The sequence below is a fragment of the Phreatobacter sp. genome, assembly GCF_016793595.1.
In the GTDB taxonomy this organism is placed as follows: domain Bacteria; phylum Pseudomonadota; class Alphaproteobacteria; order Rhizobiales; family Phreatobacteraceae; genus Phreatobacter.
The window spans coordinates 382,414-400,574 of record NZ_JAEULY010000009.1; the positions used below are offsets into that span (position 1 = coordinate 382,414).

The window sequence follows — 18,161 nt, forward strand, 5'->3', positions numbered from 1 at the left end:
ATGCAGATCGAACCGGCCTTCGAGGCCTTCCAGCCCGTCCACGCCGCGGCCCGGCCGCAGGTGGTCTGGACGACGCTGGTGTCCGATCTGGAAACGCCCGTCTCGGCCTATCTGAAGATCGCCGGTGGGAAGACCAATGCCTTCCTGCTGGAATCGGTCGAGGGCGGCGCGATCAAGGGCCGCTACTCGATCCTTGGCCTCGAACCCGACCTGATCTGGCGCTGCCGCGGTCAGGTCGCCGAGGTCAACCGCCGGCCCGCTGCCGACCGGAACACTTTCGCGCCGCTGCCCGACGCACCGCTCGCCGAGCTGCGCAAGCTGCTGGCCGAGAGCCGCATCGACATCCCCGAGCGCCTGCCGCCCATGGCGGCGGGTGTTTTCGGCTATCTCGGCTACGACATGGTCCGACAGATGGAGCATCTGCCGGATGCCCCCCCCGACCCGCTCGGCCTGCCGGATTCGCTGTTCATCCGCCCGACCGTGGTTCTCGTCTTCGATGCCGTGAAAGACCAGATCACGGTGGTGACGCCGGTGCGCCCGCAGGCCGGCCAGACCGCCAAGGCGGCCTATGACCGCGCGGTGGACCGCCTGATCGGGGTCGTCGACGCTCTCGATACGCCGCTCGACAAGCAGACACCCCTGCCCGACCACGCCGAGATCATGGCCGGCCTCGTCTCGAACACCTCCGTCGAGGACTATTCGGCCATGGTGGATCGGGCGAAGGAGTACATCGCGGCCGGTGACATCTTCCAGGTCGTGCTGTCGCAGCGCTTCTCGACACCTTTCACCCTGCCGCCCTTCTCGCTCTACCGGGCGCTCAGGCGCGTCAATCCCTCGCCGTTCCTCTATTATCTCGCCTTCGACGGCTTTTCCGTAGCCGGCTCATCGCCGGAAATCCTGGTGCGCGTCCGGGATGGCAGGGTCACGATACGCCCCATCGCCGGCACGCGTCCGCGGGGCGCGACGCCGGCCGAGGACAAGCGCCTCGGTGAGGAATTGCTCGCTGATCCAAAGGAACGCTCCGAGCATCTCATGCTGCTCGATCTCGGCCGCAACGATGTCGGCCGCGTCTCGCAGATCGGTACTGTCGAGGTGACCGACAAGTTCTTCCTCGAGCACTATTCCCACGTCATGCACATCGTCTCGAATGTCGAGGGCGAGCTCGACCCGAAACACGACCTGATCGACGCCATGGCGGCGGGCTTTCCTGCCGGCACCGTCTCGGGCGCGCCCAAGGTGCGCGCCATGCAGATCATCGACGAACTGGAGAAGGAGAAGCGCGGCCTCTATGCCGGCTGCGTCGGCTATTTCTCCGCGACCGGCGCCATGGATACCTGCATCGTGCTGCGAACGGCCGTCGTGAAGGACGGCCAGATGTATGTTCAGGCGGGCGCCGGCATCGTCGCCGACAGCGTCAACGCGATGGAACAGGCCGAATGCGTCAACAAGGCGAAGGCCCTGCTCTACGCGGCCGACGAGGCGGTGAAGACGGCCGCGCGCGCCGGGAGGGGCCAGTGAAGATCACCCTCATCGACAATTACGACAGTTTCACCTGGAACCTCGTCCACTATATCGGCGGGCAGGAGATCGACGGCGCACGGCCGGATGTCGAGGTCATCCGCAACGACAAGACGACGGCCGATGCTGTGATCGCGGCGAAACCCGACGCCATCGTGCTCTCCCCCGGCCCCTGCACGCCCAACGAGGCCGGCATCTGCCTCGAACTGATCGGCAAGGCATCGGAAACGATCCCGATGTTCGGCGTCTGCCTCGGCCACCAGGCCATGGGTCAGGTCTTCGGCGGCGCGGTGGTCCGCGCGCCGAAGCCGATGCACGGCAAGGTGTCGGAGATCAGTCATTCCGGCCGCAGCGTCTTCCGCGGCATCAACGGCCGCTTCCAGGCGACGCGCTACCATTCGCTGACGGTCGACCGGGCCGGCTGGCCCGATGCGCTGGAAATCACCGCCGAGTCCGATGACGGCGTCGTCATGGGGCTGATGCACCGCGAGCGCCCGGTCCATGGCGTGCAGTTTCATCCCGAGAGCATCGCCTCGGAGCATGGTCACCGGATGATCGGCAATTTCCTCGCCCTTGCATCCGAGTGGAACCGCAGCCACAAGCGTCCCTGATGGAACAGTTCAAGACCCTCATCGCCAAGGCCGCGACCGGCGTCCCGCTGACGCGGGAGGAGGCCGTGACGGCCTTCGACCAGATCATGTCGGGCGACGCCACACCCTCGCAGATCGGCGGCTTCCTGATGGCCCTGCGCGTGCGCGGCGAGACCGTCGACGAGATCACCGGCGCGGTCATGGCCATGCGCGCCAAGATGGTGACCGTCGAGGCCCCGGCCGACGCGGTCGATGTGGTCGGCACCGGTGGCGATGCGTCCCACTCCCTCAACATCTCCACCTGCGCCGCCTTCATCGTGGCCGGCGCCGGCGTTCCGGTCGCCAAGCACGGCAACCGCGCCCTGTCCTCGCGCTCCGGCGCGGCCGACTGCCTGATGGCGCTCGGCGTCAAGATCGACCTCGGTCCGGCCGCCATCGCCCGCTGCATCCGCGAGGCCGGTATCGGCTTCATGTTCGCGCCCGCGCACCACCCCGCGATGAAATTCGTCGGCCCGACGCGCGTCGAACTCGGCACGCGGACGATCTTCAACCTGCTGGGGCCGCTCTCCAATCCGGCTGGTGTGAAGCGGCAGATGGTCGGCGTCTATTCGGGACAGTGGGTACGCCCGCTCGCCGAGGTCCTGAACAATCTCGGCTCCTCCCACGCCTGGGTGGTCCACGGCTCGGACGGGCTCGACGAGGTGACCGGCACCGGTCCGAGCCAGGTTGCCGAACTCAAGGGCGGAACCGTCTCGACCTTCGAGATCGGTCCGGGCGATGTCGGCCTCGCACCCTGTTCGCCTGCCGACCTGAAGGGCGGCGATGCCGCCTTCAACGCGGCGGCGCTGCGCGCGGTGCTCGCGGGGGCGCGCAATGCCTATCGCGACGTCGCTGCGCTGAACGCCGCCGCCTCGCTGGTGGTTGCCGGCAAGGCCGCAACCCTGCCGGACGGTTTCGCGCTGGCACAGAAGAGCCTCGACGAGGGCCATGCGGCGGCCCGGCTCGACCGGCTCGTCGCCGTCTCCTCCGCGACCTGAACCGATGGCCGATATTCTCAAGCAGATCGAGACCTACAAGCGCGAGGAAATCGCCGCCGCCAAGCGTTCTCGCCCGTTCTGGGTGGTCGATGCCGCCGCCCGCGCCGCCGATCCCATCCGTGGCTTCGCGCAAGCGATCGAGGCGAAGATCGCGGCCGGCAAGCCTGCCCTCATCGCCGAGATCAAGAAGGCGAGCCCGTCCAAGGGGCTGATCCGGCCGGACTTCGATCCCCCCGCGCTCGCGCGCGCATACGAGGCGGGCGGCGCCGCCTGCCTGTCCGTGCTGACCGATACGCCATCCTTCCAGGGCGCGCCGGAGTTCCTCACGGCCGCGCGTGCTGCCTGCGCCCTGCCCGCATTGCGCAAGGACTTCATGCACGACACCTATCAAGTGGCCGAGGCCCGGGCCTGGGGCGCGGACTGCATCCTCGTCATCATGGCGTCTGTCGATGACGCGCTGGCGGCCGATCTCATTGCGGCTGCCGACGACTACGGCATGGACGCCCTCGTCGAGGTCCACGACGATGCCGAACTCGACCGCGCACTCGCTCTGCCCTCGCGCCTCATCGGCATCAACAACCGCGACCTGCGTTCGTTCGAGGTGTCGCTCACGACGTCGGAGAGGCTGGCGCCGCGCGTGCCTGCCGACCGCATCGTCGTTGGCGAAAGCGGGATTTTTGTCCCATCGGATGTAGCACGCCTGAGACAAGTCGGTATCCGGACACTGCTCGTCGGCGAGAGTCTCATGCGTCAATCTGACGTTACGGAAGCGACACGCGCGCTCCTGACGTAAGGCGACGCTGCGGAAGGTATCGTTCCGCTGCGTTTGCTGGAAAATCGGCGCAGATATGCTGAATTTCGGGTTAATCGAAACAACAGCATCTTCTCTTAATTGAATCACGCCCGATTCCGTTTGCTTATTTGGTGCCCGTTATTCTCGTCCCCGGTCGCAGATTGGGGGGCATCATCCGATGCTGAAGAAATTCCGGGAATTCGCACGGGACCGAAGGGGCGCGCTCGCCGTCGCCTTCGCCGTCGCCATGTATCCGATCATGATGATGATCTGCGCGGCGGTGGATCTCAGTCGAATGAGCCAGCAGCAGGCGCGCCTGCAGGCCGCCCTTGACGCTGCCGCCCTGTTCGTTGCCCGCCTCGTCGCCGACGGCAAGGCGCCGGTCGATCTCAGCGCAGCCGCCCGCCAGATCGTCGAGGGCAACGTCAACCCGACCGAAATGTTCAACGTCACGGTATCGGCGGTGATGGACGGTAGCTCGGTGCGCGTCACCGGCTCGGGTCAGCTCAACCCGATGATCGCCAACATCCTCAGCGGCTCCAATCTTCAGGTCGCGGGTACAGCTGGCGCCATGTGGCGCACCAAGAAGATCGACCTCGTCCTCGTGCTCGACAATACCGGCTCGATGGCGAGCTCGGGCAAGATGACCGCGCTGAAGGACGCCGCCAAGAATCTGATCAACACCCTGGCAGCAGCGGCGAACCGTCCGGACGCCATCCGCATCGGCATCGTGCCCTTCGATGTGCAGGTTCGTGTCGGCACGACCTACAAGAACGAATCCTGGCTGACCTATGCTGGCGTCAGCGGCCTCAATTCCGGCAACTGGACCGGCTGCGTCGCCGATCGCGACCAGAGCAACGACGTCACCGACACGACGCCCAGCACAGGCATTGCCTCGACCCTGTTCCCCGCGCGCAACTGCACCAACAGCGCGCTCACCTCGATCCTGCCGCTGACCACCGACTGGGCCGCCCTGCGTACCAAGGTCGACGCCATGTCGCCGGCCGGCAATACCAACGTCACGATCGGGCTGGTCTGGGGCTTCCACATGCTGACACCGTCGCAACCGCTCACCACGGCACGGACGCTGGCGCAGGAGCCCGACCTCGAGCGCATCATCATCCTGCTCACCGACGGCGACAACACGCAGAACCGCTGGACCACGAACGGCACGTCGATCGACGCGCGCACGGACCTCGCTTGCACCAACGTCAAGGCAAACGGCATCCGCCTCTACACGATCCGCGTTATCGACGGTGACGCCGCGCTGCTGCGCCGCTGCGCCACCCAGACCTCGATGTACTACGACGTCCGCACCGCCTCCGAACTCGGCCCGGTCTTCGCCCGCATCGCCGCCGAGATCGGTCAGCTGCGCCTGACCCAGTAGAACACCGCAGTTCAATGAAAAAGGCCCGGCGCAGTGCCGGGCCTTTTGCCTGTCTGATGGAGCGGGGCCGGTCCTATTTCGCCGGAGCCAGCTTGCCGAAAGTCGCCTCGTAGGGCTTGTAGGCTTCCTTGAACAGCTCGGAATAGAGCTCGCCGATCTTGGTCGCGCGCGCGATGGCGGCCTCGTAGGCGGCCTTCATATAGTCCGACTGCAGCTCGATCAGCTTGCCGAGGCTCTTCGCCGTCGCAAGCTTCTCCATCGCTGCCGAACCATCCTCGAAGGACTTCTTGGTGTAGTCGACGAACTCGGCCGCGATCGCCTGATAGCCCTTGGAAACGGCCGTCAGGCTCTTCACCGCGCTGTCCAGGCCTTCCTTGCCGAGCTTCTGCACGTCTTCCAGATTCTGTGCCATGCATGCCTCCTCGAAGCGAAATCGCCGCTGCTTGATCGGGATGCGCGGATGCGCGTGACGCCTCGGCGCCAGCGGATTGAAGCGCCGTTTCCGCAGTGCGTCAATTCATCTTTTGCATTGCAACAATTCCGTGACACCACGCCCCTCACCCACGCCGCACGGCTCATTCGCGACAGCCCGCGCGCCGGCTTAACTTCCTGGCAACCGCGAACGCTTACCGTCTTTGTCAACGCTCCCGTCGTGATGGGAGCGGCGTGTCGCGTACGGCTGCGTATCGCCGATCATGGTGTTGCGTCGCCGGCGGCCCTCCTGGGGTCGTCGGCTTTGCATTCCGGTCGCTGCGGAGCCCGCGCCACGCGAGGGACGAGTGTGCAGACCGGCGCCAGAAGGCCACCCGGTCATTGAGTCAGGGGTGGCGGAATGGCGACGATCAACGGCGCCGGGCGGACCGGAACAGCACGTTTCGGCTGGCGGGTGGCGGCGCTTGCAGCAGCCGCCATGGTTCTCGCGACATCCACGGCCACGGAAGCCCGGCCCCGCCGCTATGGCGGTTACGCGCCGGCCTATTCCGCCATCGTCATCGACGCCAAGACGGGCCAGACGCTGCACGCGGAGAGCGCCGACGCGCACCGCTTCCCCGCCTCCGTCACCAAGGTCATGACGCTCTATCTGCTGTTCGAGCAGATCGAGGCCGGTCGTTTCACGCTGCAGTCGCCGCTGCGGGTATCGGCGGAAGCCGCTCGCCAGCCGCCCTCGAAGGTCGGCGTCCGTCCCGGCTCGACCATCACCGTCGAGGAGGCGATCCGCGCCCTCGTCACCAAATCCGCCAATGACGTCGCGGTCGTCATCGCCGAGAACATCTCCGGCGACGAGGAGAGCTTCGGCCAGCTCATGACCCGGCGCGCACGCGCCATCGGCATGAGCCGCACCACCTTCCGCAACGCCTCCGGCCTGCCGGATGCCGAGCAGGTGACCACTGCCCGCGATCTCGCCACCCTCGGCCGGGCGATCCAGGATCACTTCCCGCGCTACTGGCGCTATTTCCAGACCTATTCCTTCGCCTATCGCGGCGTGAACCACCGCAACCACAACCGCCTGCTCGGCCGCGTGGAAGGCGTGGACGGCATCAAGACCGGCTATACCCGCGCCTCCGGCTTCAATCTCCTGACCTCGGCCCGTCGCGGCGACCGCCAGATCGTCGCCGTCGTGCTCGGCGGCCGCTCCGGCGGCGCGCGCGATGCGCGGATGCGCCAGCTGGTCGAGGGCTTCTTCCCCCGCGCCTATGCTGGCGCCCGCACCGCCCCGATGGTCGCCCGCGCCTCCGAACCGGCACCGGCGCGCGTCCAGACCCGCATCGCCGTCGCAGCTCAGGTACCCGTGCCCGGCCGCCGCGAGCCGGTCGCCGCTCCGATGCCGATCACCCCGATGGCAGCCGCCGTTGTCGCGGCCGGCCAGACCCGTGGCGGCGCTTCGACCGGCGCCTCCGCCACCGCCCCGGTCGTCGCCAGCGCCCAGCCCCAGCGGCCGGTCATCCGGGCCGAGACGCCTCCGGCTCCGATGCCCGCCTCGACCCTCGCCTTCTCCGCGACGCGCCCCGCGCCCGCGCCGGTCCCCATGCCGGGCAACCCGAACCCGCGTCCCGGCGTGCTCGGCACCATCAGTTCGTCGCAGCTGACCACGGCCTCCGTGTCGCCGCGACCGGTGCAGATGGCTTCGGCCGGCAATGCTCCGGTCGCCGAGGCTCCGGCCCGCCGCCGGGGCGAGTGGTCGATCCAGATCGGCGCCTTCCCCACGGAAGAAGCCGCCCAGGCGACCCTGCGCGAAGCGCGCGAAGCCTCCGGCCGCCAGCTCGGCGCCGCCGATCCCTACACCGAGAAGGTGGAGCGCTCCGGCATGACTCTGGTTCGTGCCCGCTTTGCCGGCTTCGACCGCGCCAGCGCCGACGCCGCCTGCCGCGCCCTGCGCACCAGCGATTACGACTGCATCCCGGTCCGCAACTGATCTGCGGACCAGTCACCGGATTTGATTTGTCTCAGGAGTTCCGGCGATGGCGTTCCAAGAGGGTGTCCTTGGCCTGGTTGACGCGGGACGCGAGCCACGTGGACCCGCCCTGGTCGGGATGCAGCTTCTTCATCAGCGCGCGATGCGCGGTGCGGATAGCGTCTTCACCCGCCCCCGGCTGAAGGCCAAGGATCTGGTGGGCCTCCTCCTCGGTCATGGCGCTCGAAGCCGCCGCGCCGCCCTGCCCCGCACCCGTATTGCCCTGAGCGTGTTCACGCCAGGCGGGATCCCGGCGGTCAAGATAAGCCTCGAGTAGCTGCGCGCTCTCGCCATCGATCTCGCCGAAGGCCTGGATGAGGCGCGGCAACGGGATCTGTTCCAGCGTCTGCCCGGCGAGCGATCCCGCGATGAACCGACCGCTCATCGCGCCGGTGTCGATGTCCAGCACCATCTCGACGAAGCGCGAACGCACGGTGGACGACTGCCCCGGCGTCTTCGAGCCCGCCTGCCCCCAACCCGACAGCATGGACTGGCCCGGCACGATGCCGAGCAGCGTCGCGCCGGCGAGGAAAGCCGGCAGCGCCAGCTCCCACTGACCACGGGTGAGCAGGAACACCCCGAACACCATGACGGCGACGCCGCCGACCTTCTTCATCTGGTTCGACAGCCATTTCGGATTGGCGCCGAGCACCCGGTTCAGCGTGCCGGAAAAAACGATGAGGGCGATCAGGCCCGCGATGAAATAGGTCATGCGTGGATACTACTTCATCTGCCCGAGCAGAAGCTGCGCCCCGCGCGAGCCTTTCGCCGCATCCGCCAGCGCCAGCCGTCCGCCCGAGGCGAATGCCGCGACGGCGCGCAGAAGCTCCGCGAGTTGGGACGCAGCGCCCGGATCGAAGCGGGCGAAGGCGCCGCGCGTGATGCGGGCGATCTCGCGATAGGCGTGTTCGGCGGCGGGATCGCCGCCCTCGAGGAAGGTGAAGACCGGCACCTTGGCCATGGCGAGACGGCCCGCCTTGCCACAGAGGTCGTCGAGACTCTCCTCCATCGCGTCGCCGACATAGACGAGCGCGTGAACGCGCTTGTCGGCCGCCTCATCGGCCGCATGGGCCAGCACCCGACCGATCTGGGTCTGGCCGCCGACGCAGGCGACCTTGCGCATGAGCTCCTTCAGCCGCTGCGCCTCCGTCACCCAGCCGGACGAGCGGCATTCACCCATGCCGCGAAAGAAAACGAGCTGGATGTCCAGCGTGCCGACCTTCGCGGCCTCGGTGAACATCTGGCCGGTGATCTCCTGCGCCATGCCCCAGGTCGGTTCGCGGCTGGCGGTGGCATCGAGGGCGAAGACCAGCCGGCCGCGTTCGCCCGGCACCTTGGGCGCGCCGACGGCAGCGGCCTTCTTCAGGAATGCGGAGATGTCGGCCGCGCCGGAGGTCGCAACACCGCCGGTCCGCGCCTGTGCAGGCGTCGCGCTTCCGGCGGCAAGGGGATTCTTCTCGCTCATCGGCTCAATCTGGCGCGGCGAGCGGGGAATGCAAGCCGGATCGCCGGAGAGGAACGGCCAGATGGCCTAGGCCGCCTGCAATCGGTTGCCCGCAGCCCCACCTGCGCTAGCTTCCCTTGCGTTGTCGCGAACCCAAGGGTCTCCGCCATGTCCGTGCTGTCCCGCCGCTTCATGCTGTCAGGCGGCCTCGCCGTCATCTCGGGCTCGGCTCTCGCCCAGAATCCGCATGCCGGGCACGGGCCTCACCATCCGCACCGCGACGGCCAGTTCGAGCGTCTGAACACGCCGGGCCGCGTCGATCTGCCGGAAATTCACCACAGTCAGGCAGAGACCGCGAGCATCGCCCCGAAGGCGGCTAATCAGGGCCGGTGGCTTGCCAGGACGCCGTTGCCGATCCCGCGAACGGAAATGGCCTGGGCGGTCGGTCGCGGCGCGCGCATGCACATTGTCGGCGGCTATGCCGAACAGCGCGTCGACCGCCCCTACCACCACATCTACGACGCGGCATCCGACCGCTGGCTCGACGCACCGGACCTGCCGCGCGGCGCGAACCATGTCGGCGTCGCGGTCGCCGGCAACCGGCTCTATGCCATCGGCGGCTTCATCGAGCAGAATCGCACCCCCCATGCCGAGTGCTTCGTCTTCGGCGCGGACGGCGAGAAGTGGACGGCGATCCGCCCCCTGCCCGAAGCTTGCGGCGCCATCGCCTGCGTCACGGTCGGCGAGCGGCTGCACGCGATCGGCGGCGCCACCGGCAACACGTTCGAGAACCGCCGGTCCATCGACTGGCACCTCGTCTATGATCCCAAGGACGATCGCTGGGAGCGCCTCCGTCCCATGCCGCTGGCGCGCGACCACACCGGCACGCTGACCGTCAACGGACTGATCCACCTGATCGGCGGCCGGGTCGATTCCTTCCATACCAACTCGGTGCTGCACCATGTCTACGATCCGAAAGAGGATCGCTGGACAGCGCGCAACCACATGCCCACCGCTCGCTCCGGCCACGGCGCGGTGCTCTATCGTGGCAAGATCTTCTGCATGGGCGGCGAAGGCTGGCAGCGCGTGCACGGCCAGAACGAGGCCTACGACCCGGTCGCGGACCGCTGGGAGGCGCACGCGCCAATGCTCACCCCGCGTCACGGTATGGGCGCGGTCGCGATCGGCGACGCCATCTACGTGGCCGACGGCGGCCCCCAGATGGGCGGCGGCGTGAAGAGCGCCATCCACGAGGCCTTCACGCTCGCCTGAACAGATTTACCACGCAACATCAGCCACTTGTCGCGCCAATCTGAATCAGCGCGACAAGCTCGCCTGAATCGGAATCGAAACGGCAGGGAATGCCGCCAAGCGATTCCAAAGACTCGCTATTCCGGCGCAACGGCCTTCAGGCCAAGGATTCCCGCGACGATCAGCGCGATACAGGCCAGCCTGATCGCATTGGCGCTCTCGCCGAACAGGAAGATGCCGAGCGCGACCGTGCCGACCGTGCCAATGCCGGTCCAGATCGCATAGGCCGTGCCGACCGGCAGCGTCTTCAGCGCGAGGCCGAGCAGGCCGAGACTAATGATCATGCTGCCGACCGTCAGCGCGGTCGGCATCGGCCGGCTGAAGCCGTCGGTATATTTCAGGCCGATGGCCCAGCCGATCTCGAACAGACCGGCGAACGCAAGATAGATCCAGGCCATGGCGGCCCTCCGTCATGGCAGGGTCGTCCCCACCGGCTGAATTGTCTGGGAATGCGGGGCCGTCCCCGCGTCACGAGACATAGGACATCGGCAGGAGAAGGCAAGGCAAGTCAGCTTTGCCGGCGGGGCAGAACACCCGTGAACAGCAAAAGCGCTCCGTCGCGGATGTCGTCACAGGTCGTACAGGTAGAAGGCGAAGGTCTCTTCCTCTGTCGGCCGAAGCGCCCTGTAGAGCGCCCGCGCCGGCAGGTTGTCCGGCTCCGTGCCGACCCAGGCCTCGGAGCAGCCCCGTTCGCGGCCAAGGGCCATCACGGCTTCCACCAGCCGCCGGCCGACGCCCTGCCGCCGCAGCGCCGGCGTGACGCCGAGATTGTCGATATAGAGTTCGGTCGGCAGGTCCGGATGGCGATGGACGACCCCCGCCACCTGTCCGACGATCACGTCGTCCGAGACCGCGAGCACCATCAGATGCTCCGGCGAGGCCAGATAGGCGGCGAGCCGCTCCGGCGCCACCGGTCCGTCGAAGACATCAGGCGCGATGCGCGCGAACAGGCTGGCGTCGGCCGGCCCCACCGTGCGGAGGACGACCTCAGCCACCCGTCACGCGGGCGACCACGTCTCCGGCCGCCAGCATTTCGCGATCTCCGGTGGCGCGCACCTTCAACTCGACCTTGCCCTCGGCAAGGCTGCGCGGTCCGATCATCACCTGATAGGGGATGCCGATGAGATCGGCGGTGGCGAACTTCGCGCCGGGCCGATCATCGCGGTCGTCGTAGAGCACGTCGATGCCCTTCGCTCCCAGCGCGCGGTAAAGCTCCTCGCAGGCCGCGTCGCAGGCGCTGTCGCCCTGCTTGAGATTGAGAAGCGCCACGGTGAAGGGCGCGACCGCCGTCGGCCACCTGATGCCCGCCTCGTCGTGGCTCGCCTCGATGATGGCGGCGACCACGCGCGAAGGCCCGATACCGTAGGAACCCATATGGACCGGTACCGGCTTCCCGTCCGGCCCCTGCACGGTGGCGCCCATCGGATCGGAATATTTGGTGCCGAAATAGAAGATATGCCCGACCTCGATGCCACGCGCCGAGACGCGGGACGCCTCGGGAATGGCATTGTAGGCGGCCTCGTCGTGCATTTCGTCGGTCGCGGCATAGAGCGAGGTCCACTTGGACACCGCGCCCTTGATGGCGGCGACATCGTCGAAATTCGTGTCGGCGGGCGGCACGGCAAAGTCGAGATAGTCCTTGTGGCAATAGACCTGGCTTTCGCCGGTATCCGCCAGAATGATGAACTCGTGAGAGAGGTCGCCGCCGATCGGTCCGGTGTCGGCGCGCATCGGGATCGACTTCAGGCCGAGCCGGTCGAAGGTGCGCAGATAGGCCACGAACATCTTGTTGTAGGCATGGACGGCGCCCTCCTTGTCGAGATCGAAGGAATAGGCGTCCTTCATCAGGAACTCGCGCGAGCGCATGGTGCCGAAGCGCGGGCGCACCTCGTCCCGGAACTTCCACTGGATGTGGTAGAGGTTCAGCGGCAGGTCCTTGTAGCTCTTCACATAGGCCCGGAAGATCTCGGTGATCATCTCCTCGTTGGTGGGCCCGAACAGCATCTCGCGCTCGTGGCGGTCGCGGATGCGCAGCATTTCCTTGCCGTAGGCGTCGTAGCGGCCGCTTTCGCGCCACAGGTCCGCGGACTGGATGGTCGGCATGAGCAGTTCGACGGCGCCCGAGCGGTCCTGCTCCTCGCGGATCACCTTCTGAACCTTGTTGAGCACCCGCAGGCCGAGCGGCAGCCAGGCATAGATGCCCGCCGATTCCTGCCGCACCATGCCGGCGCGCAGCATCAGGCGGTGGGAGACGATCTCGGCTTCCTTCGGCGTCTCGCGCAGAATGGGCAGGAAGTAGCGTGAGAGACGCATCGGAACCTCGGGCGGGGAAGACGGCGGCCGCAGGCGCGGCGCGGGAGGGCGGAATTGACCTTTTTTCTCTGGCCGAGGCAAGCCGGAACCAAGGCGGAAGCAGCGAAATCATGACGTCGCAGGGGAGCATCGCCATTCGCGGCGACAGAGAGGAAGACATTGACGACCTGATCGCGATCTTCACGCGGGCCGTCCGCGAGACCGCGCGCCGCGACTACACTCCCGAGCAGGTGCGCGCCTGGGCGGCTGGCCTGAAGCAACCGGGCGACGCTGCTCAGAGACAACGCAAAAGAAAAGGCGGGATCGGATGATCCCGCCTTTCCCAGGCAATGCTTCAGAAATCGAAGTCGCGGAGATCGCGCCTGTCGTTCCCGTTTTTTGTAACCCTCGATCGCATCCCCGACGGGGTGCTTTCTCAGGGGTCTTCCTCCCAAGACCTGAGCCACGAGACCTTGCTTCGTCGTTTGAAGGCGGCCTCTTTCTTGCAGCAAAAGGACGCTAGACGACGGAAAATGGTTTGTCACCAAGTTGGGCAGTCATTGGCGAAAAAAAGTGCAACGACAGGCCTCCGGGAGAATACGTAACTCCCCTTGCGTCGGGCTCCTTTAGGACAATGGCTTGCGGCAATCAGAGCTTGGGCCCGCGCGGCAGCAACGGGATGTCGTCCAGCGTGATGAAGCCGGTGGTGTAATTCACGTAGTAGAGCGCGAAGAAAAGGCCGGCGATCACCGTCGTCCAGATCACCTTGCGCAGCATGTATGGCTGGTGCGGCGCTCCGTGTTCCGTGCCTTGCGTCACGTCTCCCGCCTCGATCTGCGAGCGGACGCCGAACGGCAGGGCGGCGAACAGGACCAGCCACCAGATGATGAAATAGATCGCGATGGACGCGCCCCAGCTCATGCCTGTTCGAGCTCCACCAGCGTGCCGTTGAAGTCTCTCGGATGCAGGAACAGCACCGGCTTGTCGTGTGCGCCGATCTTCGGGTTGCCGTCACCCAGGACGCGCGCGCCCTGAGCCTTCAGACGGTCGCGCGCCGCGAGGATGTCGTCCACCTCGTAGCAGACATGGTGGATGCCGCCGTCGGGATTCTTGTCGAGGAACCTGGCGATCGGGCTGTCGGCCCCGAGCGGCTGCAGGAACTCGATCTTGGTGTTCGGCAGTTCGACGAAGACGACGGTCACGCCATGGGCCGGCTGGTCGACCGGCGGCGTCACCTTCGCGCCCAGCGTGTCGCGATAGAGCGCGCTCGCCTTCTCGATGTCGCGCACGGCGATGGCGACGTGATTGAGGCGTCCGATCATGGCTGTCTCCGGCCGTCCGAGGGAATGTCTGGCGGCCTTATACCGTCACCACCAGCACGTGGCACATCGGCTTTTTGCCCCATCGTGCATTGAGCGTGCCGCGAATGGCGCGGGTGACACTCTCGGCGACGGCATCGGGATCGCGCCGCCGCGCCTTGGGCAGGCCCTCGACGCAGTCCAGCACGGTTTCCTCGACGAGGTCGGCGAGGTCGTCGCCCATCGCGTCCTGCTCGGGCACGCCGGCCATGTCCATCTGGATGTCGCCGACCACGACGCCACGCTCGTCCATGGCAATGGCCACCGAAACGATGCCGGCGAAGGAGAGCTTGCGCCGCTCCGGCACGACCCGGCTCGCCTCTTCGATCAGCAGGTAGCCGTCCTTGAACAGCCGCGCGGCCGGCAATGTGTCCACGACATCGGGCTCGCCCGGCGCCAAACGGATCATGTCGCCGTCATTGGCGAGGATGACCTCCTTGACGCCCATGCGCTTCGCGAGGGCCGCGTGCTCGGCCATGTGATAGGGCTCGCCATGGACCGGCACGGCGATCTGCGGCCGCACCCAGTTGTACATCTGCTCCATCTCACCGCGGCGCGGGTGGCCGGAGACATGCACCAGCGCGTCGCGGTCGGTGATGATCTGGACGCCCTGCTTGACCAGGCCGTTGACGATGGCGCCGACCGCTTTCTCGTTGCCGGGAATGGTGCGCGAGGAGAAGACGACGGTATCGCCGGGGGCCAGCGTCACCTCGGGATGGTCGTCGTTGGCAACCCGCGCCAGCGCGGCGCGCGGCTCGCCCTGGCTGCCGGTAAGCACCGCCACGACCTTGTCGCGCGGCAGGTAGCCGTAGGATTCGGCCGAGACGAAGGGCGGAATACCCTCCAGCATGCCCTGCTCGCGCGCGATCGTGATGACACGCTCCATCGCGCGGCCAACCAGCACCACCTGCCGGTCGGCCCGCATGGCGGCCTCGGCGACGGCCCGGATGCGCCCGACATTCGAGGCGAAGGTGGTCACCGCCACCCTGCCCTTCGCCGCCGCGATGATCTTTTCAAGCTCCAGCGCGACATTGGCCTCCGAGGGCGACGAACCCTCGCGGATCGCGTTGGTGGAATCGCCAATCATGGCCAGCACGCCGGCATCGCCCAACGCGCGGAACCGTCCTTCGTCGGTCTTCTCGCCCAGCACCGGAGTCGGGTCGATCTTCCAGTCGCCGGTATGGACGACCGTGCCGAGCGGCGACGTGATGGCGAGCGCCGTCGATTCGGGGATCGAATGCGCCACCGAAATCATCTCGAAGGCGAAGGGGCCGAGTTCAATGCGCTCGCCCGGCCTGATCACCCGGATCGGGATCTTCGGTGCACCGGCCTCCGACAGGCGCTTCGTCTCCAGCATCGCGGCTGCGAAGGGCGTCAGGTAGATCGGGCAGCCGAGCCGCGGCCAGAGGTCCGCCACGGCGCCGATATGGTCCTCGTGCGCGTGGGTGATGATGAGCGCGCGCAGCCGTTTCTTCTCGCCCTCGATGAACGAAGGGTCGGGCATGACGAGATCGATGCCGGGCAATTCGGGACCCGCGAAGGCAACGCCGCAATCGACCGCGATCCAATCCTTCTTCGCCGGCGTTCCATAGCCATAGAGCGAGAGGTTCATGCCGATCTCGCCAACGCCGCCGAGCGGGGCGAAGACGAACTCCTCCGTCGACCCGCGCGGCGCCTTGGGCCGCGCCTGCGGCTTCGAACCAGTCTCCCTGGAGCCGGTTTCCTTGGCGGGAGGACGCTTGCCGCGCGCCATCAGTGCACCACCCCTGTCATCGCCGGCACGACCTCGCCGACATTGAGGAATTGCCGGCCGTCCGGCGTGTCGAGGATCAGCCGCCCCTGCGCGTCGAGACCGGCGAAGATGCCTTCCGCGCGCTTGTCGTCGGCGCGCACAACCATCGGGCCACCGAGCCCGTAGGCCCGCGCCAGCCACCCCGCGCGGATAAGGTCGAAGCCCTTGCCGCGGTTCCAGATGGCGAGTGCCGTCACCATGGAACGCGACAGTGCCGCGAAGACCCTATCGCGGTCCACCGCGACGCCGGAGGCGTTCAGCGAAGTCGTCGGATAGGGCGTATCGGAGGGATGATGAGCGACGTTGACGCCGATGCCGATGACCGCCTGCGTCGCCGTTCCGCGGGTCGTCGCCTCCACCAGAATGCCGACGAGCTTGGCGCCGTCGAGCAGGCCGTCATTCGGCCATTTCAGGCGGAAGCGGCTTTCAAGATCGGGATCGAGCGCCAGCAGTGCATCATCGACCGCCAAAGCCGCCACGAAGCAGAGTTCCGCGATGCGTGGCGCGGGCGCCGGGTCAGCGATCAGAAGCGACGCGAACAGATTGCCCGTCTCCGAAGTCCAGGATCGCCCGCGCCGGCCGCGCCCGGCCGTCTGCCGATCGGCAACAAACCAGGTCGGCCGAGCTTCCCCCGCCGCGGCGCGCGCCAGCGCTTCGGCGTTGGTCGATCCGGTCTCCGTGAGATGGACCAGCTGGAAGCCTGCCGCCGTGGCGGTGTCGGAAAGCGCCGGCACCAGATCAGAACAGCGCGCGCGCAGCCGCTCCGGCCGCGGCGACCAGCGGCGCGGGATAGAGAACGAACAGCGTGTTGAACAGGGCCGAAGCGCCGAGCACGAGCTTCAGCTCGGTGCGAACCGGTGCGAAGGCCGGCTTCGGCTCGTCGAAATACATCAGCTTCACGATGCGCAGGTAGTAGTAGCAGCCCACCACGCTCGCCAGCACGCCGATCACCGCCAGCGTGTAGAGCTTGGCCTCGATGGCCGCGGCGAAGACGTAGAACTTGGCGAAGAAGCCGGCGAGCGGCGGGATGCCCGCGAGCGAGAACAGCAGGGCCGCCAGCGCCGCCGCCATCATCGGATTGGTCCGCGACAGGCCGGCGAGATCGTCGATCGTCTCGACCGGCTCGTCGCCGCGTCGCATCGCGATGATGCAGGCGAAGGTGCCGAGCGTCATGATCATGTAGATCGCGATATAGGCGGCGACGCCCTGCACGCCATTGGCCGTGCCAGCGGCAAGGCCGACCAGCGCGAAGCCCATATGGCCGATGGAGGAATAGGCCATCAGGCGCTTGATATTGGTCTGTCCGATGGCGGCGAAGGCGCCGAGCAGCATCGAACCGACCGAGACGAAGACCACGATCTGCTGCCACTGGTGCGTCGCGCCCGGGAAGCCGGACGTCATGGCGCGGCAGAAGATGGCGATGGCCGCGACCTTCGGCGCCGCCGCGAAGAAGGCCGTGACCGGCGTCGGCGCGCCCTCGTAGACGTCCGGCGTCCACATGTGGAACGGCACGGCCGAAACCTTGAAGGCAAGCCCAGCGATCAGGAAAACGAGGCCGAAGACGAGGCCGAGGCCGACCGGCCCGGCCTTCACCACCGCCGCGATGCCGGTGAAGGACACCGTGCCGGTGAAGCCGTAGATCAGCGAGCAGCCGTAGAGCAGCATGCCCGACGACAGCGCGCCGAGGACGAAATATTTCAGGCCCGCTTCGGTCGACTTGGCATTGTCGCGATGGATCGAGGCGATGACGTAGAGCGCCAGCGACATGAGCTCGAGGCCCAAATAGAGCGCGATCAGATCGTTGGCCGAGATCAGGATGCCCATGCCGGCGGTCGACAGCAGCACGAGGATCGGAAACTCGAACTTCTCGACCTTCTCGCGCCGGAGATAATCCTGCGACAGGACCAGCGCTGCGGCCGCGCCAAGGAAGGCAAAAGCCTTCATGAAGCGCGCGAAGGCATCGAACACGAAGGAGCCGCCAAAGGTCAGGCGCGGCGCGCCGCCGATGGTCATGACCGCGACGGCGGCGGCGATCAGCAGCACGACGGAGGCGAATGTCACCGTCGCGGCGGAGCGCTCGCCGGCGAAGACGCCGTACATCAGGAGCAGCATGGCGCCGCCCGCGAGCATCAGCTCGGGAATGGCGGGGACGAGATCGAGCAGCGGAGCGTTCATCATCTGCGTCCG

At 67.1% G+C, this 18,161-nt stretch carries 19 protein-coding genes; 8 read left to right on the forward strand and 11 right to left on the reverse strand.

The features are described from left to right. The 5 genes from trpE (at position 1) to JNK84_RS12880 (ending at position 5,325) form a co-directional block, all read left to right on the forward strand. Positions 1 to 1,518, forward strand: coding sequence for an anthranilate synthase component I (gene trpE / locus JNK84_RS12860; protein WP_293424657.1), 1,518 nt, complete (start codon positions 1 to 3; stop codon positions 1,516 to 1,518). After that, positions 1,515 to 2,129 carry an anthranilate synthase component II gene (locus JNK84_RS12865; protein ID WP_293424659.1) on the forward strand — a complete coding sequence of 205 codons (615 nt, stop codon included), beginning with the start codon at positions 1,515 to 1,517 and terminating at the stop codon, positions 2,127 to 2,129. The genes trpE and JNK84_RS12865 overlap by 4 nt, the downstream gene beginning before the upstream one ends. Next, positions 2,129 to 3,145, forward strand: coding sequence for an anthranilate phosphoribosyltransferase (gene trpD / locus JNK84_RS12870; RefSeq protein ID WP_293424661.1), 1,017 nt, complete (start codon positions 2,129 to 2,131; stop codon positions 3,143 to 3,145). Before JNK84_RS12865 ends, trpD begins: the two co-directional genes overlap by 1 nt. Positions 3,146 to 3,149: 4 nt before the next feature. After that, positions 3,150 to 3,938, forward strand: a complete 789-nt coding sequence (gene trpC, locus JNK84_RS12875) for an indole-3-glycerol phosphate synthase TrpC (protein ID WP_293424663.1) — start codon at positions 3,150 to 3,152, stop codon at positions 3,936 to 3,938. 178 nt (positions 3,939 to 4,116) lie between these two features. Beyond that, a complete protein-coding gene (locus tag JNK84_RS12880; RefSeq protein WP_293424665.1) occupies positions 4,117 to 5,325 on the forward strand; it encodes a vWA domain-containing protein in 1,209 nt (402 codons plus the stop codon). A 73-nt stretch (positions 5,326 to 5,398) separates the two neighbouring features. On the opposite strand, the gene JNK84_RS12885 is transcribed toward JNK84_RS12880, so the two are convergent. Beyond that, the gene (locus tag JNK84_RS12885) at positions 5,399 to 5,737 is read right to left on the reverse strand and encodes a phasin family protein (protein WP_293424667.1); all 339 of its coding nucleotides are present in this window, start codon (positions 5,735 to 5,737) and stop codon (positions 5,399 to 5,401) included. 420 nt (positions 5,738 to 6,157) lie between these two features. Here JNK84_RS12885 and JNK84_RS12890 point away from each other — a divergent pair, with 420 nt between their 5' ends. Then, positions 6,158 to 7,738: a serine hydrolase gene (locus JNK84_RS12890; RefSeq protein WP_293424669.1), complete on the forward strand. Its 1,581-nt coding sequence runs from the start codon at positions 6,158 to 6,160 to the stop codon at positions 7,736 to 7,738. 31 nt (positions 7,739 to 7,769) lie between these two features. Here the strand turns inward: JNK84_RS12890 and JNK84_RS12895 are convergent, their stop codons facing one another. Further along, complete coding sequence (locus tag JNK84_RS12895; protein WP_293424671.1) at positions 7,770 to 8,489, reverse strand: J domain-containing protein; 720 nt, start codon at positions 8,487 to 8,489, stop codon at positions 7,770 to 7,772. Between the two features lie 9 nt (positions 8,490 to 8,498). After that, a complete protein-coding gene (locus JNK84_RS12900) occupies positions 8,499 to 9,242 on the reverse strand; it encodes a VWA domain-containing protein (protein WP_293424673.1) in 744 nt (247 codons plus the stop codon). 147 nt (positions 9,243 to 9,389) lie between these two features. On the opposite strand from JNK84_RS12900, the gene JNK84_RS12905 reads away from it, so the two are divergent. Next, positions 9,390 to 10,493, forward strand: coding sequence for a Kelch repeat-containing protein (locus JNK84_RS12905; protein ID WP_293424675.1), 1,104 nt, complete (start codon positions 9,390 to 9,392; stop codon positions 10,491 to 10,493). Positions 10,494 to 10,609: 116 nt separating this feature from the next. Here JNK84_RS12905 and sugE read toward each other — a convergent pair whose 3' ends face one another. The 3 genes from sugE to proS all read right to left on the reverse strand — a co-directional run bounded on the left by sugE (position 10,610) and on the right by proS (position 12,845). Continuing rightward, complete coding sequence (gene sugE / locus JNK84_RS12910) at positions 10,610 to 10,930, reverse strand: quaternary ammonium compound efflux SMR transporter SugE (RefSeq protein ID WP_293424677.1); 321 nt, start codon at positions 10,928 to 10,930, stop codon at positions 10,610 to 10,612. Positions 10,931 to 11,101: 171 nt separating this feature from the next. Then, complete coding sequence (locus tag JNK84_RS12915) at positions 11,102 to 11,527, reverse strand: GNAT family N-acetyltransferase (RefSeq protein WP_293424679.1); 426 nt, start codon at positions 11,525 to 11,527, stop codon at positions 11,102 to 11,104. Beyond that, positions 11,520 to 12,845, reverse strand: a complete 1,326-nt coding sequence (gene proS, locus JNK84_RS12920) for a proline--tRNA ligase (RefSeq protein WP_293424681.1) — start codon at positions 12,843 to 12,845, stop codon at positions 11,520 to 11,522. The genes JNK84_RS12915 and proS overlap by 8 nt, the downstream gene beginning before the upstream one ends. Before the next feature lie 110 nt (positions 12,846 to 12,955). Here proS and JNK84_RS12925 point away from each other — a divergent pair, with 110 nt between their 5' ends. Further along, the gene (locus tag JNK84_RS12925; RefSeq protein WP_293424683.1) at positions 12,956 to 13,156 is read left to right on the forward strand and encodes a hypothetical protein; all 201 of its coding nucleotides are present in this window, start codon (positions 12,956 to 12,958) and stop codon (positions 13,154 to 13,156) included. A gap of 316 nt (positions 13,157 to 13,472) precedes the next feature. Here the strand turns inward: JNK84_RS12925 and JNK84_RS12930 are convergent, their stop codons facing one another. The 5 genes from JNK84_RS12930 to nuoN form a co-directional block, all read right to left on the reverse strand. Further along, positions 13,473 to 13,745, reverse strand: a complete 273-nt coding sequence (locus tag JNK84_RS12930) for a DUF1467 family protein (protein ID WP_293424685.1) — start codon at positions 13,743 to 13,745, stop codon at positions 13,473 to 13,475. Continuing rightward, positions 13,742 to 14,146 carry a methylmalonyl-CoA epimerase gene (mce, locus tag JNK84_RS12935; protein WP_293424687.1) on the reverse strand — a complete coding sequence of 135 codons (405 nt, stop codon included), beginning with the start codon at positions 14,144 to 14,146 and terminating at the stop codon, positions 13,742 to 13,744. Before mce ends, JNK84_RS12930 begins: the two co-directional genes overlap by 4 nt. A 37-nt stretch (positions 14,147 to 14,183) precedes the next feature. Next, positions 14,184 to 15,794, reverse strand: coding sequence for a ribonuclease J (locus JNK84_RS12940; protein WP_293424948.1), 1,611 nt, complete (start codon positions 15,792 to 15,794; stop codon positions 14,184 to 14,186). Positions 15,795 to 15,934: 140 nt separating this feature from the next. Beyond that, complete coding sequence (locus JNK84_RS12945; RefSeq protein WP_293424689.1) at positions 15,935 to 16,708, reverse strand: biotin--[acetyl-CoA-carboxylase] ligase; 774 nt, start codon at positions 16,706 to 16,708, stop codon at positions 15,935 to 15,937. A gap of 4 nt (positions 16,709 to 16,712) precedes the next feature. Then, positions 16,713 to 18,149: an NADH-quinone oxidoreductase subunit NuoN gene (gene nuoN, locus JNK84_RS12950; RefSeq protein ID WP_293424691.1), complete on the reverse strand. Its 1,437-nt coding sequence runs from the start codon at positions 18,147 to 18,149 to the stop codon at positions 16,713 to 16,715. Between the last annotated feature and the right edge of the window lie 12 nt (positions 18,150 to 18,161).